Below are 18663 nucleotides of genomic sequence, written 5' to 3'. Positions count from 1 at the left end.
CCCTTTATGAACAAATAATTCCCGACTTTTGTGTATAGTACCTATAAAGTTACTTAAATAACAGAATAAGTTATTCACAAACTCTCTGCTGTGGATAGCTTTATTTACATGAAAAAACGGACAACTGAAATGTATCAGTTGTCCGCCACATTATTAGCTATTGGTTAGTTGATTTTTGGATGCGTTAATTAACGTCTGAACCTTCTCGTAATCTCCTTCATGAAGGGCCGTCACAATGGCACTTCCAACGATAACGCCGTCAGCAAGTCCACCAAGGGTGCGAACGTGTTCTGGAGTTGAGATACCGAATCCAGCGAGAACCGGAACGGAACTTGCTGCCTTTAGACGCTCCAAGTGACCTTCTAGTTCTTCTGTAAATGATGAACGCACACCTGTGATGCCATTTACTGTCACTGCGTAAATGAAACCTTCTGCCGCTTTCGCAATAGCTTCTATACGTTCGGTAGGGCTAGTTAGGGAAACCAATTGAATCAATGCCACCTCAGTGTCTTTCAATGCATCTTTTAGTAAGCCACTTTCTTCAAGCGGGAGATCTGGAATAATTAAACCGTAGACACCACTCGCTTCACAATCTGCTGCTATAGACTGTAAACCATAGCTAAGCACAGGATTCAAATACGTCATGATTACTAAGGGAATCTTGACTTCTTCTTTGAATGAAGCAAGTTCTTTCATAATCTTTCGTAATGTAACGCCTTCAGCTAACGCTCGCTCACCAGCTTGCTGAATAACATCACCATCCGCTACCGGGTCGGAAAAAGGTATACCCACTTCAATAGCAGTTGCACCGGCTTCTTGCAAGAATAATATGTTCTTCTTCAACGTCTGTAATCCGCCGTCTCCTGCCATGATATACGGTACAAACGCCTTGTTTCCCTGTTCATTACACTGCATAATCGCTTGTGTTACTAGTTTTTTTGTCATATTGATTGACCTCCTAGCGCATCACGTACTGTTTGCATATCTTTGTCACCGCGCCCTGATAAACAGATAACGACTAGCTGATCTTCTTTCATTTCTTTCGCTAACTGCACTGCATAATAAACAGCGTGTGCACTTTCAAGAGCCGGAATAATTCCTTCTACACGTGAAAGTAATTGCACCGCTTCAAGTGCCTGTTGATCTGTAACGGAATCGTACTGTACGCGCTGGATATCAGCCAAATGGCAGTGCTCAGGTCCTACTGCAGGATAATCGAGACCAGCGGAGATGGAGTGCGCTTCTTGAATAAATCCGTCATCGTCCTGCAATACGTACATGTAGGCACCGTGTAAAACGCCTTCTTGTTTTCCCGCAATGGCTGCTGCATGTTTGCCTGTTGAAATTCCGCTACCAGCAGCTTCTACTCCGTACAACTTTACATCTTGATCATCAACGAACGGATGGAACATACCAATCGCATTACTGCCGCCACCAATGCAAGCGACGACTGCATTAGGTAGACGTCCTTCATGTTCTACAATTTGCCTACGTGTTTCATCACCAATAACGCGCTGGAAATCACGAACGATTTGTGGGAATGGATGCGGACCCAATGCTGATCCAAGTATATAATGTGTATCTTCTACATTGGAAACCCAGTAGCGCAATGCTTCATTGACCGCATCTTTCAATGTACCTGAACCTTTGTCAACAGAAACCACTTTTGTACCGAGTAGTTCCATGCGGAAAACGTTTAGTTCTTGACGACGGATATCTTCTTTACCCATGAATACAACGCATTCAAGGCCGAGTAGCGCGCAAGCTGTAGCTGTCGCCACACCGTGTTGACCCGCTCCAGTTTCTGCTACAACTTTTTTCTTGCCCATACGCAACGCTAGTAACGCCTGGCCAAGAGAGTTATTAATCTTATGTGCACCTGTATGATTCAAATCTTCACGCTTCAAATAAATTTTTGCACCACCAGCATGCTTCGTCAACCGCTCTGCAAAAAACAGGGGAGTTTCACGACCTACAAACTCTTTCAAATAATAATCCAGTTCCTTTGAAAACGCAGGATCTAGCTGTGCTTCTTCGTAAGCAGTTTCCAACTCCTGCAATGCAGTCATAATGGTTTCCGGAACGAACTGTCCTCCAAATTTACCGTAGCGTCCTTTAGTTTCTGTTGTCATGATGATCTCTCCTACCCTTCGCTGTATGAATGAACGCCTGAATGCGTTCTGAATCTTTTTGCTTCTCTATCTCCACTCCACTTGACACGTCAACCATATATGGATTCACTTGCCCGAGCGCTTCCTGCACATTGCCTGCATGCAGTCCACCGGCTAAAATAATTTGCTCTTTTGATACCCCTACATCTTCAAGTAATGACCAGTCGAACGTCTTACCACTACCGCCTTTGTATTCAATACCTGGTGTATCGAATAAATAATAATCCACGTCATAGGTAGCAGCGAGTTTTACGTCATCTTCACTTGTAATAGCAAGTGCTTTTATAGAAGGTAACCCCACTTGTTTAATGAAAGCCGGAGTCTCATCTCCATGGTACTGGATGTAATCCAATGGCACTTCATTAAATATCTTAAGTAGCTGCTCTTTCGTTTCATCAACAAAGACTCCGATCTTTAATACGGACGGTGGAATGAGTTTCGCCAATATCTGTGCTTGCTCTAGCGTTACTTCCCTGCGGCTTGGTGCAAATACAAAACCTATAGCATCTGCGCCTGCATTTACAGCCGCTTGTACATGTTCCGGTTTCATCAGTCCGCAAATCTTTACTTTTGTCATGGGCGATTCACGTGTTTTTCTACTTGTAATGCTTGCAGGGCTTCTTTTACTGAATCACTGCGCATCAAAGATTCTCCGACAAGTACTGCACTAGCTCCAGCTTTTGCCGCACGTTCTGCATCCTTAGGTCCCCAGATCCCGCTTTCACTGATGAACACACGCTCTTCATCAAACGGGAAGTGTGACGCAATCCGTTCCGTCTGCGCTAGATCTACCTCGAATGTGTGCAGATCACGGTTGTTGACACCGATAATTCTCGCATCGATTGACAATGCGCGTTGCAACTCGTCCGTGTTATGCACTTCCACTAGCACATCCAAACCTTCTTCGTTGGCATACGTATACAGACTTCCGAGTGTTTCGTCATCGAGTGCAGCCACTATTAATAAAATAACGGATGCACCTGCGCTTTTCGCTTGGTCAATCTGAATTTTATGGATGATAAAGTCTTTACATAACAATGCGATGGGTACAGCATCCGCCACTGCAGACAAATCTTCAAATGATCCTTTGAAGAATTCCTTATCAGTTAATACTGAAATACACGCAGCACCCGCTTCATAATAAGCTGTCGCTTGTTCAACCGGATTTGCACCTTCTGCAATCAAACCTTTGGAAGGCGATGCACGTTTCATCTCAGAAATAACTTGCAGTTTTTTCGCTTTTACCAACGTCTGATAGAGTGACGGACGTGTAATCTCCCGTTCTGGAAATGTCACGTTACTTGCTAGCAAATGATCCACTTCTATTTTCTTCTGTGCAATAATCTTATCTAAAATCGTCATTGGATAACCGCCTTTTGCCGAATCTTTTCGCTGAATGCGACGATGGCATCTAGTTTTTCTAGCGCCTTACCTGATAGAATACTTTCAGTAGCTACTTTCACACCTTCTTGAATTGTGGAAACTTGGCCATTTGCAAATAAACCAATTCCCGCATTCAACACCACTGTATCGAACTTTGGCCCACGTTCTCCACTTAAGATTGAACGGGTAGTTGCGGCATTTTCTACTGCATCTCCACCTTTAATTGCCGACAACGGTGCATATTCTAGCCCTACGTCATCCGCAGTCAATGAAAATGGAATTAAATCACCATGATCGAGAAGTACGAATTCGTTCTGGCCCGCAAGAGATGCCTCATCCATTCCGCCTGCCCCACTTACAACAATCGCTCTCTCCCGCCCTAACATCCGGAGTACTGATGCGTATTCCATGATGAAATCCGGACGATTAATACCGGTAAATTGAGTTTCAAGTGATACAGGATTCGTCAAAGGTCCAACCAAATTGAAGATCGTTGTCTTACCAATTTTGTTGCGTATAGTGCCAATCCGTTTCATTTTCGGATGAACAGCGGGCGCGAATAAGAATGCAATTCCTTGTTGTTCCAGTAAGTTTTGCATATCCGATATCTGGAAGTCGGAATGAATGCCAAGTGCATCTAGGACATCCTGACTTCCCGATGCGCTGGAGATTTTACGGTTACCATGTTTCGCAACCCGGACCCCAGCACCCGCCAAAACAAATGCAGCCGTCGTACTAATATTGAATGTATTGACTCCATCTCCACCCGTTCCGCAGTTATCTAGATAACGTGCTTCTTTCGGTGTTAAGTCATTTGCATATGACTTCATAACGAACGCCAATGCCGCTAGTTCATGTGAAGTTTCACCTTTTTTCGATAACGCGATCAAAAACTGTGCAATGAGATTTTCATCAGTTGCTTCATTGAACATCAGCTCGGCAGCTTCTTTCATCTCTTCATACATCAGGTGGCGTTGCTTCTCTACTATGCTTAAAAACTTCTCCATACTCATCTCTTCCCTTCTCGTCTAGATGTTCACTTGATCGTTTGGCACGGCTTGAACCTAGGCAATCACTTTGTCATTTCCGTTGCTTCTAGTAAAGAACGGGCTTTATTGGACGTTTCTTTATATTCTAATGAAGGTACAGAAGCCTCTACTATCCCGGCACCTGCCTGAATATACGCTTTGCCTTCTTTTACAAGCATTGTACGAATCGTCAATGCGAAGTCGATATTCCCGTTTAGACCAATGTACCCGATGGCGCCACCGTAAATTCCGCGATGCTGGTCTTCTAGTTCATCAATCATATCCATAGCAACCGATTTAGGGGAACCTGTTACAGTGCCTGCTGGCATTGTCGCTTTCAGTGCATCCAACGCATGTAAGCCTGGTGCAAGGTCACCCGTCACCTCAGAAACTAAGTGCATAACATGTTCATAGCGAACTGTTTCCAAGTAATTTGAGACTTCAATCGTTTCGGGACGACAGACTTCTTGCAATTCTTTCTTGCTTACTTCCACTAACATATCGTGTTCAGACAGCTCTTTCGGATCATGGCGTAATTCTATTTCGAGTGCTTTGTCTTCCGCTTGATCTCGTCCTCTTCTGCGTGTGCCCGCAATCGGATTTGTTAATACTTTATCTCCAGTAACACGGACAAGACTTTCGGGTGACGTTCCGATTACCGTATGATCTTCGAACTCCATGTAATACATATATGGAGATGGATTGCGGCGGCGCAGTTTACGATACAACGCAAATGGGTCACCTGTAATATCTGCTTCAAAGCGACGTGACAAAACGACTTGTTCCGCCTGTCCTTCCTTAATCGCATCAATAACAATTTGGACACGACGCTCAAACTCTTCTTTAGAGATGGTACAACGATAATCAGAAAGAGAAACACTATCCTCTTTATCGACGGAACCATTCACAATCATGTCTTCGATAGCGTCCAAGTCAGGCGCTTCGTATACCGGATTGATTTCTGTATGCAGTAACGTCACTTCGTGCAATTGATGGTCATAGATGACGATGGTGTCATAAATATTAAAGTAGACATCCGGCACCTGAAGATCATCAGCTGTTCGCTGTTCACCATTTCTAGCTGCGCCGTATCCTACATAACCAACCGCGCCGCCTGTAAACGGAAATCCTGCATCTTCCGTAATACGAGGCATGAGGCGCTTCAATAAAGTATAGAGATCCCCTTCGTGCGTATATGTTCTATTCGTTGAGTAGACGATCTCTTCTACTACACCATCCCGACCTCGATAGGCTTTTTGGGGATTCAGTCCAATGAATGAATACCGCCCTGACCCATCTGCTTGCGAAGAACTCTCCAACAGGAATTTATGATTTCCTTTCAATCTTCTAAATATCAAAATAGGGGTTAAGGAATCTCCTTCAATCTTTCGCGTCGTTACCCGTAAATTCTTCTGCTCTGTCATCATGATCATTCTCCTCTTCTCTATGGACTGTTGTATAATTCGTATGGTTAAATAGAAAAAGCCCTCTGCAAACAGAGCCAGTTAGCCTGTTGCAGAGGACGATTATGTAACCGCGTTGCCACCTCAAATTGAAGCGCCAAAGCACTCCCACTTTATGTGTTTTCACACTGCCCTTAACGCGGGCAAACGTCTGTTTTTTATCAAAACAGCTGCCATAAGTCCATTCACGAACGATGTGTATCAGTTTTCACCAGCCACTGATTCTCTAGGAAGCACATGCAATCGTTACTCTTCTTATTCCTATCTTTTCGCTATTCTCTTCTCTGCTAACTCATCTCATCTGCCGGGACGATTCCGCTATCGAAACCTTCTGTCCATCTAGTTATTATATTTATCTTAATATGCTGAATCTTTAATGTCAACAATTTCTTACGGGAAAAATGCTATAATTAGCTTAGTGTAACAAGTGCGGGAGGAGAATCTATATGCGGATCAATAAATTTCTAAGTGGTGCAGGTATTGTATCCAGACGAGGTGCAGATCAGTGGATTGCTGACGGTCGTGTGAAAATCAACGGACAACTCGCGGAACTCGGAAGTAAAGTCGAGGCAGGCGATCAAGTAGAAGTCGATGGCAAGCTAGTCGAACAAGAAGAGCAGTTAGTGTATATTGCACTTAATAAACCAGTAGGTATCACTAGTACAACAGAACGTCATATTGAAGGTAATGTTGTAGACTTTGTTAACCACCCATTACGTATTTTCCACATCGGACGTTTAGACAAAGATTCCGATGGTTTATTATTATTAACGAACGATGGCGATATCGTCAATGAAATCCTAAGGGAAGAACACGGTCATGAAAAGGAATACATCGTGACCGTGGATAGTCCCTTAACCGCCTCATTTATTTCACAAATGGAAAATGGAGTGAAGATTCTCGATACCGTGACGAAACCTTGTACGGTGAAAAAACTCGGCCCTAAAACTTTTTCTATTATATTAACGCAAGGTTTAAATCGTCAAATCCGCAGAATGTGCGCAGCGCTCGGCTATCATATACGCCGCTTGCAACGTGTGCGGATACTTACTATTGAATTGGGTGATCTTCCAATTGGTGAATGGCGTGAATTAACAGATGCAGAGCGAAAGAAGTTGTTCAAAACACTTCATTACGAACCAAAAAGATAAAAGATCATGGAGGCCTATAAAGCTTCCATGGTCTTTTTTCTATGCAACGTTCTCATATTTCCAACAGCTCTAATAACCTAGATATATTTCCTTCAATAACTAGTTCAAAACTCTCTTATTCGTGCTATAATTAGACAGTTAATATATCTACTTCTACCTATTAGGTATTTTTATATAATTTCACAACTCTTAGCTTTCAAATTAAGGACTATTCTATTCCCCTAACTTTATTTATAGAAAGGATGTGCCTTTATGCCGTTATATACTCCTAGTATTTCTTCACATCTATCCTCACTACTAGATGAAAAGTTCTGTATTTCACTTATCGATGTAAATGGTTATCTCACCTATGTAAATCAGATTTTTTGTGAGCTGACAGGTTATAGCGAAAATGAGTTGATAGGTAGAACATGGGCAAAGTTAAATAGAAATCTCTCTATTGAAGAGACGCTTCAGATGCTTACAAAGCACTTCATCCATGATACCGTCTATCAAGAATCTATACAAATTTACTCTAAGTCGGGTATCGTACACTGGTTGGATATCACTATTGTACCCATTTATGATACTGCCGGAAACTTAACGGGTTATCTCTCTCTTGATATTGATGTAACCGGATCAAAACTGGTATCAACTGAGTATCACAAAACACGTACCGACTTACAAAACTTTAAATATGCACTGGATGAATCAGCAGTAGTGGTTATTACCAATCCGCAAGGTGTCATTACATATGTCAATGACCATTTCTGTGTTCTTTCGGAGTACTCACATGAGGAACTGATCGGCAAAACACATCGGGTAGTCAACTCGGGTACACATTCTAAAAGCTTCTTTGCGGATATGTGGGACACGATTCGGTCGGGTCGAGTATGGAGAGGCGTGATCCGTAATAAATCTAAGTTTGGAAAGTTTTATTGGGTCCATACTACTATCGTTCCATTCATTGGTCCCGATGGTAAGCCGTTTCAATACATTTCCATTCGTCAAGATGTGACATCTCAGATGGAAGCGGAAAAGTCATTGGAATTGGCATTAAAAAATGATTTTACTATGACCGTGAAAAATCTTCAAAATGCTATATTTAAATACTCTTTTGATGAAAATAATCAAATCAATATTACATTACTAGAAGGAAAAGTAGCCGAACAACTTGGCGTCACCGCAAATACACTTAATCAGCTCATCTCCAATAATACCTTTCACTTGTCTACATTTAAGCGACAGCTTCTTGGGGCTTTACTTGGCCGGGTTGGACAGTTTGAAATTGACTATCAGTCCAGAACCTTTCTAGTTTATCTCTCTCCTATTTTTGAAGGTGAGAATGTAGTCGAAGTTGTCGGTACCGCCAGTGATATTACCGATCGGAAAGAAGCTGAACGTTTAGTCGAACATATGGCATTTCACGACCATCTAACTGGATTACCAAATAGAAGGTTGCTGAAACAGACAGTAGAAGACTTGATTGAGTCCCGTGCAAATAACCAGGAACCTTTCGCTCTTCTTTATATGGACTTGGATCGATTTAAGAATATCAATGATTCTATGGGCCATTATGTAGGTGATCAACTACTTAAAGCGGTTGGTAGAAGATTACAAACGCTCGTTAGACAAAATGACTTGGTCGGTCGACTTAGTGGAGACGAATTTCTTATATTGTGTTCTTCTATGACGAAACAAGGTGCCCAAATGGTCGCCCAGCGAATCGTCGATGAAGTATCAAAATCCTTCCTTATCGATTACTTAGAAATCTTTATTGCACCAAGTATCGGAATCAGCATGTTTCCAGACGATGGGGCAGAATACGATACGCTTATTCGTAATGCGGATTCTGCTATGTATTTAGCCAAACAATCGGGTAAAAGTACCTATCAATTTTTCACAGAAGAGCTTTATAAAGACTTAATGGAACGAACGTTAATTGAGATGGAATTACGTCAAGTACTCCATAAAAAAGAATTGTCATTGCATTACCAACCACAATATGAATTTAACACAGGAAATATAATTGGTGTAGAAGCATTGGTACGTTGGCAACATCCTTCTAGAGGTATGATACCTCCCGGACAATTCATATCTATAGCAGAAGAAACTGGCATGATTCTATCGATTGGTTTGTGGGTGCTAGAGACTGCTTGTAGACAGGCGAAAGAGTGGCAAGACTTAGGCTACACTTCACTATTAATGAGTGTAAATGTTTCGTTACGTCAGTTTAAAAGTATTAGTTTCGTGGCAGATGTTAAAGACACACTTCATAAAACGGGCCTGCAACCACAATATTTGAATATTGAAATTACAGAGAGTATGACATCTGACGTGGACTATTGCCAAAGTATTTTACAAGAGCTGCGTGCTATCGGCATTAAAATTAGTATCGATGATTTCGGAACAGGCTATTCTTCATTAAGTTATTTATCTAAGTTTCCTCTGACCCATCTTAAAATTGATCAATCTTTTGTCAGAGACCTGCATTCAAATTCGGTTATTGTCAAAGCTATTATTGATTTGGCTAAGAACTTACATTTACGAGTAATTGCTGAGGGAGTCGAAACTTGCGAACAGGCCGAATTTCTCAAGAAACTTGAATGTGATGAAGCACAAGGTTTCTTGTATTCCCGCCCCGTACCCCCTAACGAACTTTTACAGTTACTTATTAATATAAAATCGTAAAATGTAGCCAGCAGACAGACGTCTGTTGGCTATTACTAGTATATGTGATTGTCAGTAAATTACATTTCCATCACAGTACTACTAGAAATATTATTCTTCCTATTAATTTTGTGCTATAGTTTTCTTTATATTTCAATCCTTTTGACATACATAGATATCTACAGGGAGAGATGTGAATGCGTTCTACACAAATGCGGTATTCAATTACTGCGTTAGCCGGATTTCAATGGTTGTTCTTTATGTTCGCCAATACAGTTGTAATCCCTATTTCAGTCGGTACTGCTTTTGAGCTTGAGCAAATAGAAATTGTTTCTGCTATACAGCGCTCATTTATTTTTACGGGAATAGCTTGTTTACTGCAAGGAGCATTTGGACATCGATTGGCATTGATGGAAGGTCAGTCAGGTTTATGGTGGGGCGTAGTACTCAGCTTGGCCGGAACTGCGAGTGCAATGGGCTTAAGCTTAACTACAGTTGGAGGTAGTATTGCAGTAGGTGCCATGATTTCCGGTGCACTGGTAGCTACACTTGGCATGCTCGGCATGGGTGATATTCTGAAGAAATGGTTTACACCTACTGTCATGTTCGTGTTTTTACTATTGTTGGCTAATCAGTTGATTACCATTTTCTTAAAAGGAATGATTGGTCTCAATGACGGTGAATTCATCAGTTTATCGAAAACTATATTTTCATTCGCTCTAGCGGGTCTGACAATTCTGGTTCATGTGAAAGGAAAAGGAATCATCAGTAGCTTAAATTTGCTTATCGGTATGACGGTCGGTTGGATTAGTGCTGTGCTGATTTTTCCGCAAGTAGCTACTGAAACGATAAAAACCACACCGTTTATCCAATGGTTTCCTTGGGGTGAACCGACACTTGAGATCGGTATCGTAATTACAGTGGTCATTACAGGTTTATTGAATACGACGAATACAATCGCTACCCTAAAAGGTGCGGAAGATATATATGAAAAAGAAACTACTAAAACTCAGTATAAAACTTCATTTCTCATTACAGGTGGAATGAATATCGGAGCAGGTGCGTTAGGCCTCGTTCCGTATGCACCTTATGCATCATCTATCGGCTTTCTGCAGTCTAGCGGAATAAAGGACAGAGCTCCATTCTTTCTCGGGTCCATACTGTTTATCATACTCGGACTCGTACCACCGTTAAGTGCATTTTTTTCGACAATCCCTCAAAGCGTCGGAAACACGGTATTATTTGTAGCATATTTACAGTTATTCCGGTCTGCTTTGCGCAACGTGGAAGGATTAACATTCGAACCTAAAACTATCTATCGGGTCGCATTACCTGCACTTCTTGGGTTATCCATCATGACACTGCCAGCCACTGTGTTTTCTTCACTTCCTGAGCTCATTCAACCTCTATTATCAAGCGGGTTGCTAGTAGGCATCTTGGCTGCACTCTTGATGGAATTAATTTTCTGGATTGCTCAGCGATTCAGTCATTCTACGTGAATAAAATTCAGTTCTGATTTACATGATCAGGGCTGTTTGTATGTATAGACTAGGAAACGCTCTGCTTTGTCGTGAATTTGCAAATGTGAAATCGGAATCTCCGCTATTTTTTCGAATAATGGGTGACGATGCAAGAAATAAACATATTCATCAGTCGGATAATATAGAATGATTTCCAATGTACGAGGGGATTTTTCAACTGACTTTACAATCCGCTGAACTACAGTTCGAAAAATATCCAAAGAAAATGGATTAAAAAAGTAGAACGTCACGGCATCTGCCGGAATGATGTAACTCTCCGCTATACAGCATTCAAATGAAATAGATCCCGGTCTCTTAGGAAAGGCTTGCCGATAATCCATTAAGTTGCTCATTGCATTTTGGTGTAACACACTATTCATTTCAATACCTATCGTGTCCAAACAAAAGAGGTGATTTACGTAAAAAGGTACTCTTCCTTTTCCACAGCCATAGTCGATCAAGCTTCCCTCTTTTAGGAGGTCATGTTCGGCAAATAAATAGTCTAGCACCTCATAAGGTGTTGCTTCATAACGATTATAATGGGAAGACTGATGATTCCACTCTCTAATACCAAGTGTTTGGATGTGTAAGCGTTTATCCATAGAGTGCTCCGGCATGGCTCTATCCCCTTCCTAGTGATCTGATAGTAAAGAAAACCTCGACATATTACTCATGCCGAGGTTCATCGGAAACGACGATGGTCTTATTACGTCCTGTACGTTTGGCTTCATACAGACTTTGATCAGCCAACTCAATAAGTCGGGCCGGATGGTTTGCATGAAGTGGATAAGAAGCTACCCCGGCTGAAATTGTAATGACTTCACCGCAAGGACTGACTGTGTCTTCCAACTTTTCACGAAGACGTTCCGTGGTCAGATAAGCCGTAACTTTATCCGACTTCGGTAATAAGATGACGAATTCTTCTCCACCGTAGCGGCAACAAATATCTTGCTCACGAATTGTTCGTTGCATCAAGTCCGCCAAGTAAATCAGTACTTTATCACCAACCGCATGACCGTAGCGATCATTGACACGTTTAAACTTATCTATATCAAAAATAATTAGAGCGAATGGCGTTCCTTCGTCTACCCATTGCCTCATATAGCTATCCATCATGCGGCGATTCGGTAACTTCGTTAAAGGATCAGTTGTTGATTCGTGAATGAAGTAGTTCATCTCGTTTTTGAAGTAATCCAAACTATGTAACATAGCTCCTTTTAATTGTCTTGCTTCATAGTACCAATCGGAGATCATCTCCATTTTTTCTTTTTGATCAGACTCTGTACTGCTTTCTGTATAGTATGCCAACTTTTGAAGAGGTAAAGCAATCTTTCTTGAAAAATATCTAACCAAGAAAAACGAAAGAAGTAGTAACGGCAGAGATTTCAATGCCATTTCTAGCACCATTTCTCTCGCTGGAGCAATAGAAGTGTCCAGTTGTGTTTGCGAGACGATTCCCCATTCGGCAATAGGAATATAGACATATCCGGCTAACATGGCTATTCCTTTTGTGTTGATTAGCTGTGTATAATTACTTTCTCCTGCAATTACTTTCTGAACCGCTGGATTGCTCGTAACATTCTCATTCAAGCGCTCTTTTTCTTGATGATAAATAAGTTTCCCGGCATAATCTACTACATAAACATATGAACCATTTTCATAATAATGGCTTCCTAAAAGTTTCTCTAATATATTGGGCTTATTTAGATAGATAGCTCCTCCTAAAAACCCCTTATACTCGCTACCTTCAAAGAGTGGGACGCTGATGAATATAATCGGCTCTCCTTCAATTCCAACGTAAGGCTGAGAGATTATTTTTCGCTTTTCCTTCAGAGCTTGTATTGCCCCAATTGACGTCAACTTCTCCCCAAGCAACCCAAGGCTCGGAGTGGACGTACTTAGTAGGATCCCTTCTGTAGAAACAATCGCAACGGAATCAAATGTATTTGTTTCCAATCTAATCCGCTCTGTCAACGCATTCATTTGCATTTGTGAAGAAGGTTCCTTAAGTAGCGGAACCACGATTTCTGCATTAACTTCTAATGTGTTTAATATTTCACGTAAATACGTATCTGTAGTAGAAGTCAATTTTTGGACATATGCGTAGTTCGTTTCGAGAGTTGACTTTATTAAGTTTTTTTTATGCACTTGATATGCCACCGTAGTACTCGTTAGAAAGGTCAACACAATTGCCAGTATTGCCACGACTTGAATCAAGGTTTTCAAGGACCATCTCATTTGTTTCCCATACTCCTTTTCCCTGTGGTGCTATCCTCCTATTATACCATAGAGCGAAGAGATGTTATGAGATTTTCTTCATTTTTAATACAATATATACCAGTAATTAAAATGTATTCCCCCCTCTTATCGACATTTCTTAATAGGAAATACCTACTCTGAATCCCTTATGATTTTGTTTCGATAGTTCATTATAAGCGAACGCAGCAGTATCACCGGTGGAGATCTGGGTGCCGTTAATCGGTAAGTACTCTCTTTCCGTCCGATAATTGCCGCTTGCTTCCCCATCTGGTAAATAGGTTGGGCATACTATCGTCCAATCTAAGCCGGAATCTTTCAACATAGTAAATACTTTATGGTGCTCCTCCGCCGCAAATGTCAATTTACGATGGGATTCATTCGATTGATAGCGTAACTTGGACGGTTCTGTTCGACTATTCAATATTCCTGCCGTCCCAATTGTGACGATTCTTTCGATGCCATATTCTTTCATCCCTTCAATAATGGCTTGCATTGCTTCTGTTAATGTAGTGGTTTTGTCAGTGCCCAGTGCACTGACGACTGCATCGGCACCCGCCATTGCTTTTTTTACTGCATCGGGGTTCCGTACGTCTCCTGCAATGATCGTCAGTTTTTCTTGAGGTTCGCACTTCTCAGGTGATCGAACCAATGCCGTGATCTCATGTCCGTCAGTTAATGCACGGCGAACAATCTTACTACCTGTTCGGCCTGTTGCGCCAAATAGTACAATTTTCATCTACTATATCTCCTATCGTTTATTCATGTTAGAAACTCTTCATGTTTCATGTTCGTGCATCACGTCAAATATGATTGATACATCGTGAATAGTGTACGATGCTTTTACTACTTTAATATGTTGTAAGCTTGGCCCAACGTTGCAGTGCGTAAACTCCACGCTGGAAGAATGTCAGGCTATTTTGGTATTCTTCTACATCCAGAGTGTATAACGCATCTTCGTTATTCCATATCCTATCAAAATACGCATTGATTTCATCGGTCAGCTCGCTGTCTGTAGGTGCTATAATTCGTAAATTCGCCTCCAGGTTATAATCACGCAACGTGCGCTCCGTTATATTGGAGGAGCCGTTCGTAATATACGTTTTGTCTGCGGTCTGAACCGTTACCAACTTGGTGTGATATTGACCAATTACGGTATTGTACCAACGCACGTTAATTTTATCATCTGTATTTTCCCTAATCTCTTGGACGACCGGGCGATTAGGTAAACCAGATTTTTTACTACCAAATGAGTTTTCATTCGGATCTAAGACAATCTCCACATTGACCCCACGATTAGCTGCTTCCTCTAACGGACGGATCACTTCCTGCTCTGAAAGATAAAACATCCCCATACGGATCACATCGTCTTTCTTTGCTTTTTCAATATCACTCACCAAGGCATCCATAACCTTGCTTTCGGTCAAGTACTGAACTTGATAAGGCCCTTTTTGTTCTTCCGCTTGAATACGTGGCAACTTTCCACCCGATGAATATTGAAGCACAGCTTCCTCCGATTCCAATATGTCATTCTGAATTGGACCTTGCACTTTGAATGCCACATTACCGTGTCGCCCACTAGCTGCGTGAGGATTAGAGGATGTAACTAATGCCGCTTGATCTGTCACGAGTGTTTTCCGATGATTTGCTTTCACGTTCAACAACTTCAAATAAGATGAAAGTTTCACATCAGGCGCATCACTTGCTAGGAAGTTAGGAAAACGATTTTTTCCGTTAAAATCAAACCACTGAAGAAAGATACGGTATCCACCTGAGTATAGAGGCATTGAATCACGTAATGGTTCCAAATCTGTATATACTACTTGTACACCGGCCTTTTCCAATGCTTTAAACCATTCAGACTCATAGGATTCATAGCCGGTATTTACTGGATCAGTTATGTAGACAATCGGCATGTCCGGAAATTCTTTCTTTTTCTTGACGAGTACATCCGTTAGTTGGTCTGCAATTTGAGGAAAGTCTTCTTTTTCATCATAGTAGTCGTCCATTAAAAAGAAGTCGAGTACAATAAACTCTTTCGCATCTTCAATCATTCGAAATACTTCATCGAAAATACGTAATTCTGATTTATAGTGATCTTTCGACTTCGTCTTGGAGTACGTTAAATCATAAATGAACTCCACATTTTCTACTTGATGAAGTTCTCCTTTATAGGAAATACCGGGTGGCAATGGCTTATACGTGTGCCAAAGCATAACACCCATGTAGAGCAATGCAACGAAAAGTAATGCATAGGAAGCTATACGCTTTTTGGTCATTTTGCGTTTCTCTGTCGCCACAAGCTTTCTCCCCCTTTCTCTAGCTCTTTTTATGTACATGTTTCTAAACGTTTCGCATTGCGATATGACATGTACTATAATATTCCCGCTCGATCTTGCAATAAACTGTATAGATTATCATTAATTCATTGAAATATAAGGTCGTTCAGCATGCCACTCGATCGTTACAGGAACTTGAAACGTTTCTGATAGCAATTCATCTGTCAAAACTTCTTTTTTAGGGCCATTGGCTACAACTTTTCCTTCTTTCAGTAATAGTACATGGGTAATTTCGGGCACGAGTTCTTCTATATGATGTGTGACATAAACGAGATGCACATTCTGTTTTGCAGCTATTTCAAGCGAATCAAGAAATTGCTCTCTTGCCAAAACATCCAACCCAGAACACGGCTCATCCAAAATCAATAGTTCTGGATCACCCATCAAAGCGCGTGCGATCAGCACACGACGTTTTTCACCTTCAGAAAGCAGTCTGAATTTCTTTCCTTTCACATGGTTCAAACGAAAATCCTTTACTAAATAATCGGCACGTATCCAGTCTTCTGCTTTAATTTCATCATAAATGCCGAAGCTCGCATATTTACCACTGATGATAATTCGCTCTATCGATTCATTCCAGAAGTAATCAGAGAATTTTTCCAATGAACTACTGACAAAGCCGATCTTTTTACGTAATTTAGGTAAATATGCGCTTCCAAACTGTTTGCCTAGCACCTCTACTTCACCACTGGAAGGGATTTCATATGTAGAAATAATGGATAATAACGATGTCTTACCCGAGCCATTCAAGCCAAGCATCCCCCACTGCTGCCCTTGCTCAATTTCCCAAGTTATACCTTGCAAGATTTGATTATCGTCTCTATTAAATTGAACGTCTTTAACTTTTACAATCGCCACACATATTCTCCTCTCTGTGATAAAAGACCGGTTCGTGCTAAACGCTACGAACCGGCCTTTTCTATTTGTTCTTTTCTTTCTCTACTTCAATATACTTTTTCTTTTCTAGCTCTTGATATTTTCTATCGTTTTTCTCTTTTATTCTTCTTGCCCTTTCTGCTTCTCTGCGTGCTCTCTTTTCTTTTTCACTTTCTTTCCGTTTACGTTTTTTCTTGACTTCGCCTTCTACATGTTCAAATTGGCGAATATCTGTCGGTCTGACTGTAATCGGTTCCCTGGCTAGTAGCTTTGCCAATGAGAAGATCAGTAATAGAAGAAGTAAGGTAAACGGCAAGGCAGACACAAGTGATGCTGATTGCAAAGCTTCCAACCCACCTGCATACAATAATGCAGCCGCAATTGCAGTCATTAGGAATCCCCAGATGAACTTTACAATTAATGGAGGGAATAAACCGCCACGCGTTGTCATACTTGCTAGAATATACGTTGCTGAGTCAGCGGACGTAATCAAAAATGTGAAAATTAACACAATCGCCAAGAACGATACGAGGCCCGTCATCGGCAAGTGTTGAAGCGTCGCGAAAATAGCTGACGTGACATCCTTGTCTACTTCTTGTGCGATTTGTGTACCATTACGCAAATCACTGTATAGTGCAGTTCCACCGAGTGTCGCAATCCACATACAAGAAAAGGCTGGTGGAATGACCATCACACCCATGATGAATTCTCTAATTGTTCGTCCCTTCGATACACGTGCAACGAATGCACCTACGAAAGGAGACCAAGCGATCGTCCAAGCCCAGTAGAAAATAGTCCAATCTTTCACCCACGTGCCGCCTTGATAAGGCTGAAGACGCAAACTGTACGTAATGAAATTATTAATATAATCTCCAATCGCCAGCGTAAAGGTTTCCAATATAAATACTTTCGGTCCTACCAAAAAGAAAAATAGTAATAATGCAATCGCCATACCCAAGTTAAAGTTACCTAGATATGCAATACCTTTACTTAGGCCTGAAGCTGCGGACGTCATGTATGCCGCGAACACTACGGCAATGATCAGCAGTTGAATCGTAAACGTACTCTTAATATTAAAGACATACTCCAGTCCACCACTCATCTGTAAAACACCCATGCCAAGCGAAGTAGCAATACCCATGACAGTTGCTATTACCGCAAATGAATCGATACCTGTCTTCACGTGACGATTACTTCCGATCAAAGGCTCAAGCGCCGTTGAAATCAAACCGTCCTTCTTTTTCCGGAACTGGAGAAACCCAATAACCAGTCCTACTATACCAAAGATGGCCCATTGTGAAATGCCCCAGTGGAAGAAAGAATACCCCATCGCAACGCGTGCTGCCTCTTCCGTATGTGATTCAATACCTGCAATAGGCGACTTGAAATAGTGACTCATTGGTTCCGCCACACCCCAGAACACTAGCCCTACGCCGAAACCGGCAGAAAAGAGCATGCCAATCCACGTGAAAAATGGATATTCTGGGCGTTCTGAATCTCCACCCAAACGAATAGCTCCAAATTTACTAATTGTCAATCCAACTAAAAAAATAATGACAATAAATACAGCAAGTAAATAGAACCATCCAAAGTTATCTGTCGTGAAATGAAAAAGCCTTTCGGCAACCACACCAAATCGACCAGGTATAGTCGCTCCTAATACGACGAGTATAAGGATAAATACGGCAGAAATAGAGAACACGGGATTTTTCCAGAACTTTTTGTCCAAACTTATCGACTCCTAGTGTTCATTTGGTAACTCTCTCACTACACTCTTTACCCCGATTTCCAGAGATATAACGTACTTCTGCCTATATAAATAACAGA

General features: G+C 41.4%; 15 protein-coding genes and 1 other annotated feature. Of the genes, 3 read left to right on the top strand and 12 right to left on the bottom strand.

What is annotated here, in order from left to right; genetic code table 11:
• Positions 1-153: 153 nt before the first annotated feature.
• The 6 genes from trpA to CSV67_RS04755 form a co-directional block, all read right to left on the bottom strand.
• On the bottom strand, positions 154-945 hold the full coding sequence (gene trpA / locus CSV67_RS04780) for a tryptophan synthase subunit alpha (RefSeq protein ID WP_099630489.1): 792 nt from the start codon (positions 943-945) through the stop codon (positions 154-156).
• On the bottom strand, positions 942-2132 hold the full coding sequence (gene trpB / locus CSV67_RS04775) for a tryptophan synthase subunit beta (RefSeq protein WP_099630488.1): 1191 nt from the start codon (positions 2130-2132) through the stop codon (positions 942-944). The genes trpA and trpB overlap by 4 nt, the downstream gene beginning before the upstream one ends.
• The gene (locus tag CSV67_RS04770; RefSeq protein ID WP_099630487.1) at positions 2116-2748 is read right to left on the bottom strand and encodes a phosphoribosylanthranilate isomerase; all 633 of its coding nucleotides are present in this window, start codon (positions 2746-2748) and stop codon (positions 2116-2118) included. Before CSV67_RS04770 ends, trpB begins: the two co-directional genes overlap by 17 nt.
• Entirely contained in the window at positions 2745-3533 is a 789-nt protein-coding gene (gene trpC, locus CSV67_RS04765; protein ID WP_099630486.1) for an indole-3-glycerol phosphate synthase TrpC, read from the bottom strand. The genes CSV67_RS04770 and trpC overlap by 4 nt, the downstream gene beginning before the upstream one ends.
• A complete protein-coding gene (trpD, locus tag CSV67_RS04760) occupies positions 3530-4561 on the bottom strand; it encodes an anthranilate phosphoribosyltransferase (RefSeq protein WP_369803135.1) in 1032 nt (343 codons plus the stop codon). The genes trpC and trpD overlap by 4 nt, the downstream gene beginning before the upstream one ends.
• A gap of 65 nt (positions 4562-4626) precedes the next feature.
• A complete protein-coding gene (locus CSV67_RS04755) occupies positions 4627-6006 on the bottom strand; it encodes an anthranilate synthase component I family protein (RefSeq protein WP_233192559.1) in 1380 nt (459 codons plus the stop codon).
• Positions 6007-6097: 91 nt separating this feature from the next.
• Positions 6098-6317: a binding site (T-box leader), on the bottom strand.
• Positions 6318-6491: 174 nt separating this feature from the next.
• On the opposite strand from CSV67_RS04755, the gene CSV67_RS04750 reads away from it, so the two are divergent.
• The 3 genes from CSV67_RS04750 to CSV67_RS04740 all read left to right on the top strand — a co-directional run bounded on the left by CSV67_RS04750 (position 6492) and on the right by CSV67_RS04740 (position 11344).
• Positions 6492-7196, top strand: a complete 705-nt coding sequence (locus CSV67_RS04750) for a pseudouridine synthase (protein WP_099630483.1) — start codon at positions 6492-6494, stop codon at positions 7194-7196.
• Between the two features lie 252 nt (positions 7197-7448).
• Positions 7449-9866: an EAL domain-containing protein gene (locus CSV67_RS04745; RefSeq protein ID WP_099630482.1), complete on the top strand. Its 2418-nt coding sequence runs from the start codon at positions 7449-7451 to the stop codon at positions 9864-9866.
• Positions 9867-10042: 176 nt separating this feature from the next.
• Positions 10043-11344, top strand: a complete 1302-nt coding sequence (locus CSV67_RS04740) for a uracil/xanthine transporter (protein ID WP_233189502.1) — start codon at positions 10043-10045, stop codon at positions 11342-11344.
• A 26-nt stretch (positions 11345-11370) separates the two neighbouring features.
• Here CSV67_RS04740 and CSV67_RS04735 read toward each other — a convergent pair whose 3' ends face one another.
• The 6 genes from CSV67_RS04735 to CSV67_RS04710 all read right to left on the bottom strand — a co-directional run bounded on the left by CSV67_RS04735 (position 11371) and on the right by CSV67_RS04710 (position 18565).
• Positions 11371-11982: an SAM-dependent methyltransferase gene (locus tag CSV67_RS04735; protein WP_099630481.1), complete on the bottom strand. Its 612-nt coding sequence runs from the start codon at positions 11980-11982 to the stop codon at positions 11371-11373.
• A 49-nt stretch (positions 11983-12031) separates the two neighbouring features.
• Positions 12032-13603 (bottom strand): sensor domain-containing diguanylate cyclase, encoded by a 1572-nt coding sequence (locus CSV67_RS04730; RefSeq protein ID WP_099630480.1) that lies wholly within the window; start codon positions 13601-13603, stop codon positions 12032-12034.
• Positions 13604-13742: 139 nt separating this feature from the next.
• The gene (locus CSV67_RS04725) at positions 13743-14360 is read right to left on the bottom strand and encodes an NAD(P)-dependent oxidoreductase (RefSeq protein WP_099630479.1); all 618 of its coding nucleotides are present in this window, start codon (positions 14358-14360) and stop codon (positions 13743-13745) included.
• 112 nt (positions 14361-14472) lie between these two features.
• Positions 14473-15921 carry a phospholipase D family protein gene (locus CSV67_RS04720; RefSeq protein WP_233189503.1) on the bottom strand — a complete coding sequence of 483 codons (1449 nt, stop codon included), beginning with the start codon at positions 15919-15921 and terminating at the stop codon, positions 14473-14475.
• A gap of 120 nt (positions 15922-16041) precedes the next feature.
• Complete coding sequence (locus tag CSV67_RS04715; RefSeq protein WP_099630478.1) at positions 16042-16818, bottom strand: ABC transporter ATP-binding protein; 777 nt, start codon at positions 16816-16818, stop codon at positions 16042-16044.
• A gap of 61 nt (positions 16819-16879) precedes the next feature.
• Positions 16880-18565 carry a BCCT family transporter gene (locus CSV67_RS04710; protein WP_099630477.1) on the bottom strand — a complete coding sequence of 562 codons (1686 nt, stop codon included), beginning with the start codon at positions 18563-18565 and terminating at the stop codon, positions 16880-16882.
• Between the last annotated feature and the right edge of the window lie 98 nt (positions 18566-18663).

It is taken from the genome of Sporosarcina sp. P2, from assembly GCF_002743255.1.
Lineage (GTDB): Bacteria > Bacillota > Bacilli > Bacillales_A > Planococcaceae > Sporosarcina.
This window is presented reverse-complemented; position numbering and strand designations above follow the sequence as displayed.